Raw genomic sequence first — 13,058 nt, 5'->3', positions numbered from 1 at the left:
TGCGAGCAGACCGTTGGGCCGGATCCAAGCGCCCTCCCCCGCGACGGGGACAGCTTTGAGTATGGAGGCGGTTTCAACGCGGATGATCCAGCGGCGTGTAAAAGCGGGAAACCGTTGATTTCGCTAGGTTCGGTTTCGCCTATGCCGAGCGTTCAGCGCCGCGAACGCTCGTACTTTCACCTCTCCTCCCCCTCCGGGGGAGGTGTCGCGGAGCGACGGAGGGGGTAGCTGGAAGCCAGCCGAGCTGCCCCCTCCGGCCCTCTGGGCCACCTCCCCCAAAGGGGGAGGAGAGGAGTCGCCGCCCCGTCCTCCGCGACGGGAGTCATCCTTACATCTCACGGCGAGACGATCGCAGGGCTGACCGGGTTGCTCTTGGCTTGCCCTCGGGCCGGCGAAGCCGGTCCCGGGGGACCGCCCTCCGGGCGGCCGCGCCGCGGCGGCGAAGCTGTCCTTGACCAACCCGGTCAGCCCTGCACGCTGCAGCCTCCAAAAGATGTAAGGTTCGCCCCGACCTCGCGAGGCCCGGTTTCGACCCTTGGCGGACTCCCAAACGGACCCCCTCTCTCATGGAGAGAGGGAGGGGCCCACGCCGCAGGCGTGGGAGGGTGAGTGGGTAAGAACTCTCCAGACAAGGCAGTGAAGAGAAGCCGCGGAACGGCTCGGAGGGTCCGGGCTAACGCCCTAACCACTCACCCTCCCACCGCTCCGCGGCGGGCCCCTCCCGCTCTCTAAGAGAGAGGGTTCCGAACGCCTGCAAACCACCCATCTCGGACAGTCAATAGGCCCGCTCTCGACGCTCCCCGACCGACATCGCCCCGTGCGCGACGACCGCCACAAGCCCGACCAGCGCGCCGAGGCTAACCAACGCGGACACCTCAAGAATGCCCGGCGCCACCTGCTTCAGGGTCGGATCGAACGCCAGCTTCTGGATGGTGCGCCCCATGTGGAAGCTGTTGAGGCCGCCCACGAACACGCCCAGGGCGGGGCCGGAGATCCGCAGTTCGGCCACGATGCGCCGCCACATGTTCCTCGGGCTTCCGGCCCCGAGCACGGCGGCGATCAGGACACCGGGAAGCGCTGCGCAGAGCAGAATCAGGACCACCTTCTGAGGCGCCGCCGCGTGTTCGAAGACATTCCAGAGCGCTTGCGCCGTCATCACCGACCCCCATAAGGAAGCCTAGATTACGATCGTAATCTTGAATGTCAAACGGCCGCCCGCCCGTCAAACCTGGCACACCGGGCAGAAGAACGTCGATCGTCCCGCCTGGACCTCGCGCGCGATCACGCCCTTGCAGCCCGGGGTCGGGCACGGCTCGCCCTCGCGGTCGTAGACGCGGAAGCGGTGCTGGAAGTAGCCCAGGGCGCCGTCGGCGGCGGCGAAGTCCTTCAGGGTCGAGCCGCCGACCTCGACGGCCTCGGCCAACACGTCCTTGATCGCCGTGGTCAGCGGTCCGAGGCGTTTCTTGGCGATCCCGCCCGCCGGCTTGAACGGCGAGATGTGGGCGCGGTGCAGGGCTTCGCAGACGTAGATGTTGCCCAGTCCCACGACGGTGCGCTGGTCCAGCAGCAGGGTCTTGGGGCCCTGCTTGCGGTTGGCGAAGGCCTTTTCCAGCGTCCTGGCGTCGAAGGCGTCGCTCAGCGGCTCGGGGCCCATGGTCGCGAACCAGGGATGGCGATCGATCCCCTCGGTGGGGATCAGGTCCATGAAGCCGAAGCGGCGCGGGTCGTAATAGGTGACGGTCGCGCCCTCTTCGGTATCGAAGACCACGTGGGCGTGCTTGTCCTCCGGCGTGACGACGCGGGCGAAGTCGCCCGGGCGGACGGTCCCTTCGGGGGCGGCGATTTCGAAGCGCCCGGTCATGCCTAAGTGCATCACCAGGGTGTCGCCCCGGTCCAGCGGGGCCAGGATATATTTGGCGCGGCGGTCCAGGCGCAGGATCGTCGCCCCTGTCAGCCGCTGGACGAAGCCGTCGGGCAGGGGAAAGCGCAGGTCGGGGCGGTTGGCGCGCACGCGGGCGAGACGCGCGCCGGACAGAACGGGCTCCAGGCCCCGGCGAACGGTCTCGACTTCTGGCAGTTCGGGCATCGGCAAACCCTTAAGACGATGACGCGGCGCGATGCGCGAGCTAATAGCGGACCATCCTATAGAGAGTTCGCCCCCGGGACGTCATGAGCAACACCTCCGCCAGCTTCGGTTTCAAGGACGTCGACGCCTCGCAGAAGGCTGGCCTGGTGCGCGGCGTGTTCGACCGCGTGGCCAAGAACTACGACATCATGAACGACCTGATGAGCGGCGGCGTGCATCGCCTGTGGAAGGACGCCGTCGCCGCGCGCCTGAACCCGCAGCCGGGCGAGGTGATCATCGACTGCGCCGGCGGCACCGGCGACATGGCCCGCCGCTTCGCCAAGATGGCGCGGCAAGCCCAGGCGCGGCGCGGCGGTCCGGACGCGACCATCAACATCATCGACTACAACGCCGAGATGATCGCCGCCGGCATCGAGCGCGGCGGCGAGCCGGAGATCACCTGGACCGTCGGCGACGCCCAGCGCCTGCCGCTGCCGGACAACTATGCCAACGCCTATGTGATCAGCTTCGGCATCCGCAACGTGACCGACATCGACGCGGCCCTGCGCGAGGCGCGCCGGGTGCTCAAACCAGGCGGCCGCTTCCTGTGCCTGGAATTCTCGCGTCCGGTGACGGAAGCGCTGGCGAAGGCCTATGACGCCTACAGCTTCAAGGTCATCCCGCAGGTCGGCGAGTGGGTCGCCAAGGATCGCGACGCCTATCAGTACCTGGTCGAGAGCATTCGCCGCTTCCCCGACCAGAAGACCTTCGCCGGCATGATCGAGAACGCCGGCTTCAAGCGGGTCAGCTACACCAACTTCACCGGCGGCGTCGCGGCCCTGCACCAGGGCTGGGCGCTTTAGGTTCATGGCTCTTCTCACCACCGATTTCCCCGGCGACACGTCAGTGCGGCGAAGCCAATGCCGGGGCCCAGATCGTAAGGCCGAGCGGCGCCACGGTATGCCTCTGCCCGGGCTGAATCTGGATCCCGGCATTCGCCGGGAAGGTCGGGCTGAAGATACAGGGTCTTGGACTTGACCTCCCTCTCCGCGTTTTTCCGCCTGACGGGCGCGGGCTGGGCCCTGGTGCGGGCCGACGCCCTGATCCCGCGCGAGGCCGAGCCGCTGCTGCCGCCCAGCGCCAAGCTGGCCGGGCGTCTGCTGCGCCTGTTCGCGGGCGGCGCGGCCAAGCGCGGTCGGCCGGGCGAGCGCCTGGCGCGGGTGCTGGAAAGCCAAGGCCCGGCGGCGATCAAGCTGGGCCAGTTCCTGTCGACCCGCGCCGACATCTTCGGAACCGCCTTCGCCGAAGATCTGTCGCACCTGAAGGACCGGCTGCCGGCCTTCCCGCTGGCGGTCGCCAAGGCCGAGATCGCCCGCAACCTCGGCAAGCCGCTGGACGAAATCTTCGCCGAGATCGGCGAGCCCGTCGCCGCCGCCTCCCTGGCCCAGGCCCATCCGGCCACCCTGGTCGACGGCCGCAAGGTCGCCGTGAAGGTGCTGCGGCCCGGCGTCGAGCGCCAGGTCGCCCGCGACACCGGCGTGCTGCGCCTGGCCGCGCGCCTGGCCGAGACCCTCGCCCCCGCCTCCCGCCGTCTGCGGCCGACCGAATTCGTCGAGGTCGTGATCCGCGCTCTCGAACTCGAAATGGACCTGCGGTTCGAGGCCGCCGGCTGCGCCGAACTGGGCGAGGCCATGGCCAAGGATCCCTATATGCGCGCCCCGACGGTGTGCTGGGAGGGCGTGGGCAAGCGCGTCCTGACCCTGACCTGGGCCGAGGGAACGCCGCTGTCCGACCCCGCCGCCCTCGCTCTGCCGGGCCTGGACCGCAAGGCCCTGGCCGAGAACGTCACCCGCGGCTTCCTGGCCCAGGCCCTGGACCACGGCCTGTTCCACGCCGACCTGCACGAGGGCAACCTGTTCGTCGCCGCCCCGTCCAGCATCACCGCCGTCGACTACGGCATCGTCGGCCGCCTAGGCCCGGGCGAGCGCCGCTACCTGGCCGAGATCCTGTACGGCTTCCTGAACCGCGACTATCCCCGCATCGCCCAGGTGCATTTCGACGCCGGCTATGTGCCGGCCCACCAGGACAAGGACGCCTTCGCCCAGGCCCTGCGCGCCGTCGGCGAGCCGGTGTTCGGCCGCAACGCCCGCGACGTGTCGATGGGCCGTCTCTTGGCGCAACTCTTCGAGATCACCGCCCTGTTCGACATGGCCCTGCGCCCGGAACTGGTGCTCCTGCAGAAGACCATGGTCACGGTCGAGGGCGTGGCCCGCCGCATCGACCCGACCCACGACCTCTGGGCCGCCGCCGACCCGGTGGTCCGCCGCTGGATCGGCCGCGAACTGTCGCCCACGGCCAAGATCCGCGACTTCGCCGAAGAAGCCCTGCGCGCCCTCCGCGCCATCGCCCGCCTGGCCGAGAGGCCGCCGGCGACCACCGAGGTCCACATCGAGCGGACGCACGTCTGGCCGCTTCTATGGTTCCTGGTCGGCGCCGCGACGGCTGGAGCGGCTTTCGTGACAGGCCTGCTGCTGTCGCGCTAATCGACGCCGCCCGACGGCGTTGTGCGCGGAGAGCCAAGCGAAGGCGCACGACCGCCCTCGCTCAACCCATCGTCCCTGCCCCAGACCCGCCCTGGTCCGGGGGACAAGACCCAGGATGGCAGGAAAGATCCTTCTTACCCCTCCGCCTCGTCGCGCTCGCGCTTCTTGGCGGCGGTGGCGCGGCGGGCCTCGCGGGTCTTCTGCTCGGTCCAGTAGGCCGCGCCCTCGTCCGGCTTGAACATCGTGCGCGGCGCGCCCTCGCGCGAGACCACCGCGAACACATTGTCCTTGGGATCGTAGATCAAGAGGTCGCCATTAGCGCGCTTCAGGATTTGGGCGCCCTTGGGCGGATCGCTGATGAAGGCGTGGACCTTGGCGACATAGTCGTCGGCGGTCTTGGCGCCGAACGTCTCGCCGTTTCGCTCGAACGAGCGCTGGGCGTTTTCCTCGGCGGTGCGGGTGCGGTTGGCCGCCCAATAGGGCTTGCCGGCGACCAGCTTGACCGGCGCGTCGCGGGGATCGCCGCGGCTGGCGGTTTCTGTCGATCCTGGCGGGGGAGCGCTCTCCGACGCCACGCTGGCGCGATCACCGCCCTTCGGCGCCTTGACCGCCGAAGCGCCGCTGTCGCAGGCGGCCAGGGCCAGAACCCCCAGCCAAGCGAAGATCCCAACGGAAACCTGTCTTACAATCTTCATGATCGCATCCGCCCCATTGCTCTACCTTTACGTTTGATGAACGAAAGCGGAACAGGAGTCGAGTCCCAATCTTCACCTTAGGATTGTCACTGGCGCTTTGGCGCGCGGATGGGCATGTGCAGGGGACGAGACGAACGCGAGAGCGGGAGCTGGGCGTGAGCGACAAGCGGGTTCTTCTGATCGTCGGCGGCGGGGTCGCGGCCTATAAGTCGCTGCTGCTGGTGCGGCTGCTGCGCAAGGCGGGGATCGCCGTGCGGCCGATCCTGACCAAGGCGGGCGAGCAGTTCGTCACCCCGTTGTCCCTGGCGGCCCTGGCCGAGGACAAGGTCTATCAGGACCTGTTCTCCCTGACCGACGAGCACGAGATGGGCCACATCGAGCTGTCGCGCTCGGCCGATCTCGTCGTCGTCGCGCCGGCCACGGCCGACCTGATCGCCAAGGCCGCGAACGGCCTGGCCGGGGACCTGGCCTCGACCACCCTGCTGGCGACGGACAAGCCCGTGCTGATGGCGCCGGCCATGAACGTGCGCATGTGGCTGCACCCGGCGACCCAGCGCAATGTCGCGACCTTGAAGGCCGACGGCGTGTCGTTCGTCGATCCGGCCGAGGGCGCCATGGCTTGCGGCGAGTTCGGCCCCGGCCGCCTGGCCGAGCCGGAGGAGATCTTCGCGGCTGTCGTCGCCATGCTGGAAGGTCCCGCCGCCAAGCCGCTGGTCGGCAAGCGCGCCATCGTCACGGCCGGACCAACCTTCGAGCCGATCGACCCGGTGCGGGGCATCACCAACCGCTCCAGCGGCAAGCAGGGCTTCGCGATCGCCGAGGCCCTGGCGCAGCTGGGGGCGGATGTCACCCTGGTGGCCGGTCCGGTCTTCCTGCCCACCCCGCCAGGGGTCAAGCGGGTCGACGTCGAGACCGCCCGCCAGATGCTGGCCGCCAGCCAGGCCGCCCTGCCCGCCGATGTCGGCGTCTTCGTCGCCGCCGTCGCCGACTGGCGGGTCGACGAGGCCTTCGGAACCAAGCTGAAGAAGGAGAAGGGCGGACCGCCGGCCCTGACCTTCGTCGAGAACCCGGACATCCTGGCGACCCTGTCGGCCTCGGGTCCTCAACGGCCCAAGCTGGTCATCGGCTTCGCCGCCGAGACCGACCACGTCGAGGAGCACGCCCGCGCCAAGCTGGCCCGCAAGGGCTGCGACTGGATCATCGCCAACGACGTCACCCAGCCCGGCGTGATGGGCGGCGGCGAGAACGCCGTGCTGCTGGTCACCAAGGACAAGACCGAGCGCTGGGACCGCGCCGCCAAGGACGTGGTCGCGGCCCAGATCGCGGCCCGCATCGCCCAGGCGCTGGCCTAGCGCGGGGCCGCGAGACCTCAGCCCATCGTGGCCGTGGGGCGCACGACGATCTCGTTGACGTCGACATCGTCCGGCTGCTCGATCGCATAGCGGACGGCGCGGGCGATCGCGTCGGGCTTGAGGGCGATGGCCCGATAGCGCTCCATCGCCTCGGCGGCGACCGGATCGGTGATCGTCGAGGCCAGTTCGCTTTCGACCACGCCTGGCATCACGCACGTCACCCGCAAGGCCGCGTTCTCCTGCCGAAGGCCGTCCGAGATGGCGCGCACCGCGTACTTGGTCGCGCAGTAGACGGCGGCGGTCGGCACGACCGACAGGGCGCCGATCGAGGCGATGTTGATGATGTGGCCCGAGCCTCGCGCGGTCATTTCCGGCAGGACCGAAGCGACGCCGTAGAGCACGCCCTTGATGTTGACGTCGATCATCCGCTCCCATTCGTCGACCTTCAGCGAGGCCATCGGGGACAGAGGCATGACGCCGGCGTTGTTGACGATGACATCGACCCGCCCCCAGGCCTGGCGAGCGGCCTCGGCGAAGGCCTCGACGCTGGCGCGGTCGGTGACGTCAAGCGCGCGCGCCCGGACGTCGCCGCCGGCGGCGGTGAGTTCGTCGGCCAGGACGTCGAGGCGGTCGGTGCGCCGCGCGCCCAGCATGACCTTGGCGCCGGCGGCCGCCAGCTCCCGCGCGATGCCTTCGCCAATACCGCTCGACGCCCCGGTGACCAGAACAACCTTATCCATTTTCGCCTCCTGAAACGGCCCTTGATGGCCGGCCCAAGGAGTTAATCCCCGCCCATTGGCGCGACTATTGGCGAGAAACGCCATGACTTGGTAAGTAGAACTTACCAATGACCGTCGATCTCAACGCCATCGCCACCTTCGCCGCCGTCGCCGAGGCCCGAAGCTTCCGGCTGGCCGCCGAGCGCCTGGGCGTGACCCGCTCGGCCGTCAGCCAGACCATCCGCAAGCTGGAGCGGGACCTTGGTCTCGCCGTCCTGCATCGCACGACGCGAAGCGTGCATCCCACCGAGGCAGGCGAGCGGCTGCTGGCCAGCGTGGCTCCCGCCCTGGTCGAGATCAACGCCGCCGTCACGGGCGTCGCCGATCGCGACGCGCGGCCCGCCGGCCTGCTCCGCCTGGCCGTCTCCTCCATCGCCGAGAGTTTCCTGTCCGGTCCTCTGCTGGCCGGCTTTCGCGAGGCCTATCCCGATGTCCGCCTGGACGTGCACGTCACCGACGAGGCGTTCGACATCATCGCGCGCGGCTACGACGCAGGCGTGCGCCTGGGCGAGGTCATCGCGCAGGACATGGTGGCCGTGCCGGTCTCTGGGCCCCAAAGACAGGTCGTGGTCGGCGCGCCCGCCTATTTCGAGCGTCATGGCGCGCCCACCCATCCCCGCGACCTGACGCTTCACCGCTGCATCGGCTGGCGGCCGGCGCCGGACCTGGCGCCCTACCGCTGGGAGTTCGCCGAGGAGGGTCGCGAGTTCGACGTGGCGGTTGATCCCGAGATCACCACCAACGACATGATGTTCATGATCCGCGCCGCTCGCGCGGGCGGCGGCCTGACCTTCGGCATGCTCGAGACGTTCCAGCCCTGGATCGACCGGGGCGATCTCGTTCCAGTGCTGGAAAGCTTCGCGCCATCGTTTCCCGGCTTCTTCCTCTATTTTCCAACCCGCCGGAACCTGGCGCCCAAGCTGCGGGCCTTGGTCGACCACGTGAAGGCGGCCCGCCGACGCGCGGCGAGCGCCGGTGGGCAGGGCTAGGCTGGATCGAGCCGCGCCGGCTCGCCGTGCCGGACCGTCAAACGCGTCGGCCTGCCGCGGACCCAGAGCCGATCGACCTCGATTCCGGTCCAGCCCTTGGGCAGGATCGCCGGGCGTTCGCTCCAGGACGCCGGTTCGGACGCGGAAGGCAGCATGCCGCTGAAGCCGTACAGCAGGGAAATCAGGAAGCCGCCGATATTGGCGAAGAACGGCCCCGCCCGCGGTTGCTCGGGAAAGCGGTCGGCGCGGTATTCCAGGGTCTGCAGGAAGCGGCCCACGACGAACTGGCCGTAGCCCTCGTCCAGCAGCCGCAACGCCCCTTCGCGATCGCCCAGGCGCGCCGCCCAGGCGCCGTAAAGCGCCGACAGCATCGGACTGCCGATATAGTCGTCGGCCAGGCCCAGATAGAGCGAGATTGTCGCGTCCTCCGCTTCTGGAGACAGAGGATAGCCGAACGGAAAGACGCCCATCAGCGGATCGGGCGTGGCGCCCTTCTCCTCGTTGGTCCTGTAGTCGTCGTGGGAGACGACGGCCTGGCCGCGCGTGGGGATTTGCAGGCCATCGGCGATCTCCAGCCACGTCGGATCCGGCTCGAAGCCCAGCGTCCGGGCGATCCGCGCGCCCTCGCGCAGCACCACCACGGCGCCCATGTTCGAGAAGGCGGCGTTGTCCACCGGCTGCGCGCGCTCGGCGATGCCCATCGACGCCTTGATGGCGTAGCCGCCGCGCACCTTGCAGACCCGGCTGGCGATCCATTCGCAGACGCCCGAGACCACGGGCCAGGTCCGCGTGCGAAGGAACTCCCGGTCGCCGGTGGCGTCGGCGTAGAAGACGAAAGCCCGCGCCACGTCCAGCGACACGTGATCCTCGTGCCAGGCCGCCGTGCCGGGCAAAGGGGCGGCCTCCTGCCCGCTGCGCGGGGCGCTCTCCCACGGAAACTGCAGGCCCCGCCGGCCCATCAGCTGGGCGTTGCGCCGCGCGCTGTCGAGATGGGCGAACCGATATTCCAGCATGGCCCGCGCCGCGTGGGGCTGCAGCAGGCAGAGGGCGGGGACGACGAAGGCCTCGATGTCCCACATCACGTGGCCGAAGTAGTAGTGATAGTCGCGCCAGGTGGCCAAGCCGAAGATCGACGTCGAGGCGGGCGACGAGGCGTGGACCGAGCTCATCAGATAGAAGAAGCCGGCGTCGGCCAGCGACTGCCAGCGCGCCTCCGCGCCCTCAAGCCGGATTCGGCTCTTCCAGAGCGCGTCCCATTCCGCGCGGTTCTGCTTGCGGAGGGAGTCGAAGCCGTCGAACCGGGCCTTGGCGGCCAGGCGCTCGGCCTGCTGATCGGGCAGGTCGTGAAGGGCGTCGGGCACAATGCTGACGATCTGGCGCAGCCGCACGGCGCGTCCGCCCCGGGCCTGGACCGCGTGCTCTGAAACCAGCCGATCATCGCGCAACGGCGGACGGGACGGCGCCGCCTCGCCGACGCCCAGCACCTCGCTCGTCAAAGCCAGGCCGCAGGTCGAGAGCTCCCCGGCCGAGGCCCACAGGACCGAGCCATCCGTGGCGGGCTCTTTTTCGCCGGGCGTCTCGCGCCTGTGCCGCAAGGCCCGGCCATCGACCCCCGCGCCATCGATCATGGCGCGGAGCCCCAGGGCGCAAGCCTTGTCGACCGTGACCGCGATCTCCTGGCACGCCAACGTCGGCTCCGGGCGACTACAGAAGGTGACGACCTCGACCTGCGCGCGCTTGCCCTGGACCTCGAAGACAAAGCGAGAGGTGAGTTCGGCGGTCGAGAAATCGTAGGCCTGCTCCAGGTCGGAAACCTGGTGCGGCGCGTCGGAGAGCCAGACGCCGTCGATCGCCAGGTCGCCGGCCAACGGATAGGGCGCGACGGCGGCCGCCTCGATCTGGCGCTCGTCGTGCTCGCCGCTGAAGCCGCTGACCAAGCACATGCCCGCCCCCAGCGGAATCTCCCGGACGCGCAGACCCACAAGGCCGTTGGAGACATAGGCCGGCAGTTCGCGATCTCTGGCGCCCTGGGCGGCGGGAGGATTGATCGGCTTGCTCATGGAGACTCCGCGCCTGGCCGAGGGCATCCCTTCAAAACCCGAAGCGCCCCGCCGCGGTTTCACCGCCTGGCGGGCGACAACGCGGCCGCCCCCCTGGCCCCGCCCCCCGCAAATCGGCTACAGCCGTCCTGTCCCGAGCACAGGAACCTCTCATGTCCGCCATCCCCGCCGGTCTCGCCATCCGCTTCAAGCGTTGGGAAGGCAATCCCGACCTGCCGGTCCCGACCTACGCCACGGCGGGAGCCGCGGGCTTCGACCTGCGCGCGGCGGTGCCGGAGGACGAGCCCATCGTCCTGAAACCGGGCGCGCGCTGCATGGCGCCGACCGGCTTTTCGGTGGCGGTGCCGGACGGCTGGGAGATGCAGGTGCGGCCGCGTTCGGGCCTGGCGTTCAAGAACGGCGTCACGGTGGTCAACGCGCCGGGCACGGTCGACAGCGACTATCGCGGCCAGGTCTGCGTGCTGCTGATCAATCTGGGCGAGGAAGACTTCACGATCCGTCGCGGCGATCGCATCGCCCAGGGCGTCATCGCCGCCGCGCCGCAATGGCCGCTGGTCGAGGTCGAGGATCTGGACGCGACCGATCGGGGCGCCGGCGGCTTCGGCTCGACGGGATCGAAATAGGTCATAGCCGCCCGCTCGCCTGGGCGGCCTTGAACGCCACCGCCAGATACCCCCCGAACCCGGTCGCGAAGGCCGCCGCGGCCAGCCAAAGGGTGGGGCGTAGCATGTTCAGCGGAGACTGGCGCTTCGAGGGTCGTGTCGTCATGGGAAACCTCCCCTGACGCTTAACGGACTCCGCCGTAGACGGTTGCGCCGAAGGTATGTCCGGCCATGACCGCGACGTTGCGACCACTTTCGGACAGCGCGCCTAGACTATAAATATAATCCTTATGCTGATTGTATTAAAAAAGGACCATTTCTACATGCTCGGTCCTGCGTCGAAATGCCACCCAACAGTTCTAATCCCATGATTTACTGAGACTCTACGGCGATCCGCCTCGCGAAGACTCGAACTTGACGGCGGATTTCTGAAACCCAGTGTGGGTTTATTAACCCTGACAGGTGGTGATGGCGTCCGATTACGAGGTCGGGGACCGGACGCATGTCTAATTTGAAAGTCGCGCACAAGCTGCTGTTTGCGTTCGCGATTCTTGTTCTCGGCGTCGTCGCCGCCGGAGCGGTCGTCGCGGTCGGCCTGACCTCGATCCAGCGGATCACCACCCTAAACACTCGCAGCTACGCCTATGTCGCCGCGATCACGGATACGACGGCCGCGCTTGTGGAAGAGCAGAACGCGGTGCGTGGCTACGTCGCCAGCCTGGACCCCTCGTTCCTGAAGAAGCGCGCGAAGTACGAAGGCGAGTACAAGAAGGCCTACGGCCGCCTCGTCGTCGGCGTCGAGAGCGCCGATGAGAAGGCCCGCGTCGAGAAGCTGGCCGCAGCGGTCGCGGTGTTCGAGGCCGAGATCTCCAAGCAGATCGCCGACGCGTCAAACCCGGCCACCCTCGAGAACACGCGGCTTGAAATCGCCAAGACGGGCCGCCTGACCAACGTCCGCAAGGTGCTGGAAGCGATGTCAAAGGTCGAGACCCAGCAACTGGCCGCTCGCAGCGCCGAGCAGGCCAAGGCCTTTAGGACCGCCCTCGTCACCCTGGCCGTCGCGGGCGCCCTGGCCGTCGGGACGGCCGCTCTGATGGGCTGGCTGCTGTCGAACGCGATCGCGACGCCCGTCACAGCCATGACGGCGGTCATGCGCCGCCTGGCGGGTGGCGACAACACGGTCGACGTGCCCGCCGTGGGTCGCAAGGACGAGATCGGCGGCATGGCCGCCGCCGTCCTGACCTTCAAGGAAGCGGCCATCGAGAAGGTGCGCCTAGAAGGACTCGCGGCCGAGCAGCGCGCGGAGGCCGAGCGCAACCGGCAAGCCGGCGAGGCCGAGCGCGCGGCCAATGCTCGCGAGCAGGCGACCGTCGTCGCCGAGGTCGGCGAGGCGCATCAGAGCTGCCCGATCCTGATCCTGGACGGCGAACTGGACTGGCCCGAGGCCCAGGTCAGCGAAACCACCGGCCGTCGCTTCCTCCAGGACCACGCCATCGCTCCCTATCTGGCGGCCCGCTACGGCGTCGGCCGCCCGCATCCCTGAAAGGATCGCCCCATGCCCCTCGGCCCCGTGACCATGATCGGCGTCTATCTGGTGGTGTGGTGGACGGTGCTGTTCGCTGTGCTGCCGCTGGGCCAGGCCCTGGCGGCGGAGATTCCGCTGTATCCCACCGGCCCCAGCGAAGATTCGGCCTTCCTGCGCTTCTTCAACGCCGGCGAGACGCCGCTGGAGCTGAATGCCGCCAACGGCGCCAGTCTGCGCCTGGAAGGCGAGCAGCGCGTCGGCCGCGGCCGACTCCGCCGTCATCTTCACCATGTGGAACGCCTTCGAGCCGAGCTGGATGCGGTCATCGTCGAGAATCACCTTCTCGATGTTGTCCACCAGCTTGGTGTCACCGGACGAAGGGTCGGAGACGTACACCAGCCACGGCTTGTCCGGGGTCAGGCTCGTCTCGCTCGGCGTCGCCGCGGGT

The 13,058-nt window shown here is 68.9% G+C and carries 13 protein-coding genes; 7 read left to right on the top strand and 6 right to left on the bottom strand.

Annotated features, from left to right (window positions below; all coding sequences use genetic code 11):
• Positions 1–775 precede the first annotated feature (775 nt).
• Both Q0379_RS12090 and mutM read right to left on the bottom strand, forming a co-directional pair.
• A complete protein-coding gene (locus tag Q0379_RS12090; RefSeq protein ID WP_299008859.1) occupies positions 776–1,156 on the bottom strand; it encodes a hypothetical protein in 381 nt (126 codons plus the stop codon).
• A 66-nt stretch (positions 1,157–1,222) separates the two neighbouring features.
• On the bottom strand, positions 1,223–2,086 hold the full coding sequence (mutM, locus tag Q0379_RS12085) for a bifunctional DNA-formamidopyrimidine glycosylase/DNA-(apurinic or apyrimidinic site) lyase (protein WP_299008857.1): 864 nt from the start codon (positions 2,084–2,086) through the stop codon (positions 1,223–1,225).
• Between the two features lie 83 nt (positions 2,087–2,169).
• On the opposite strand from mutM, the gene Q0379_RS12080 reads away from it, so the two are divergent.
• Both Q0379_RS12080 and ubiB read left to right on the top strand, forming a co-directional pair.
• Positions 2,170–2,928: a class I SAM-dependent methyltransferase gene (locus tag Q0379_RS12080; protein WP_066685616.1), complete on the top strand. Its 759-nt coding sequence runs from the start codon at positions 2,170–2,172 to the stop codon at positions 2,926–2,928.
• A 171-nt stretch (positions 2,929–3,099) separates the two neighbouring features.
• Entirely contained in the window at positions 3,100–4,608 is a 1,509-nt protein-coding gene (ubiB, locus tag Q0379_RS12075; RefSeq protein WP_299008861.1) for a 2-polyprenylphenol 6-hydroxylase, read from the top strand.
• A 134-nt stretch (positions 4,609–4,742) separates the two neighbouring features.
• On the opposite strand, the gene Q0379_RS12070 is transcribed toward ubiB, so the two are convergent.
• Positions 4,743–5,303: a hypothetical protein gene (locus tag Q0379_RS12070; RefSeq protein WP_299008850.1), complete on the bottom strand. Its 561-nt coding sequence runs from the start codon at positions 5,301–5,303 to the stop codon at positions 4,743–4,745.
• 155 nt (positions 5,304–5,458) lie between these two features.
• On the opposite strand from Q0379_RS12070, the gene coaBC reads away from it, so the two are divergent.
• Positions 5,459–6,655 carry a bifunctional phosphopantothenoylcysteine decarboxylase/phosphopantothenate--cysteine ligase CoaBC gene (gene coaBC / locus Q0379_RS12065; protein ID WP_299008847.1) on the top strand — a complete coding sequence of 399 codons (1,197 nt, stop codon included), beginning with the start codon at positions 5,459–5,461 and terminating at the stop codon, positions 6,653–6,655.
• Between the two features lie 17 nt (positions 6,656–6,672).
• Here the strand turns inward: coaBC and Q0379_RS12060 are convergent, their stop codons facing one another.
• Complete coding sequence (locus Q0379_RS12060; protein ID WP_299008844.1) at positions 6,673–7,395, bottom strand: SDR family oxidoreductase; 723 nt, start codon at positions 7,393–7,395, stop codon at positions 6,673–6,675.
• Positions 7,396–7,502: 107 nt separating this feature from the next.
• On the opposite strand from Q0379_RS12060, the gene Q0379_RS12055 reads away from it, so the two are divergent.
• Complete coding sequence (locus Q0379_RS12055; protein ID WP_299008840.1) at positions 7,503–8,423, top strand: LysR family transcriptional regulator; 921 nt, start codon at positions 7,503–7,505, stop codon at positions 8,421–8,423.
• Here the strand turns inward: Q0379_RS12055 and Q0379_RS12050 are convergent.
• On the bottom strand, positions 8,420–10,483 hold the full coding sequence (locus Q0379_RS12050) for a glycoside hydrolase family 65 protein (RefSeq protein WP_299008837.1): 2,064 nt from the start codon (positions 10,481–10,483) through the stop codon (positions 8,420–8,422). The genes Q0379_RS12055 and Q0379_RS12050 overlap by 4 nt on opposite strands.
• Before the next feature lie 152 nt (positions 10,484–10,635).
• On the opposite strand from Q0379_RS12050, the gene dut reads away from it, so the two are divergent.
• A complete protein-coding gene (gene dut / locus Q0379_RS12045) occupies positions 10,636–11,106 on the top strand; it encodes a dUTP diphosphatase (RefSeq protein WP_299008834.1) in 471 nt (156 codons plus the stop codon).
• Between the two features lies 1 nt (position 11,107).
• Here the strand turns inward: dut and Q0379_RS12040 are convergent, their stop codons facing one another.
• Positions 11,108–11,251, bottom strand: coding sequence for a hypothetical protein (locus tag Q0379_RS12040; RefSeq protein WP_299008832.1), 144 nt, complete (start codon positions 11,249–11,251; stop codon positions 11,108–11,110).
• A 336-nt stretch (positions 11,252–11,587) separates the two neighbouring features.
• On the opposite strand from Q0379_RS12040, the gene Q0379_RS12035 reads away from it, so the two are divergent.
• On the top strand, positions 11,588–12,628 hold the full coding sequence (locus Q0379_RS12035) for a DUF3088 family protein (RefSeq protein WP_299008830.1): 1,041 nt from the start codon (positions 11,588–11,590) through the stop codon (positions 12,626–12,628).
• 12 nt (positions 12,629–12,640) lie between these two features.
• A partial coding sequence (locus Q0379_RS12030; protein WP_299008827.1) for a DUF1467 family protein occupies positions 12,641–13,058 on the top strand: 418 nt, incomplete at its 3' end.

Origin of the sequence: uncultured Caulobacter sp. (assembly GCF_937900395.1) — a bacterium.
In the GTDB taxonomy this organism is placed as follows: domain Bacteria; phylum Pseudomonadota; class Alphaproteobacteria; order Caulobacterales; family Caulobacteraceae; genus Caulobacter.
Note: the sequence above shows the minus strand (reverse complement) of the source record. Positions and strands in the feature narration are given on the sequence as shown.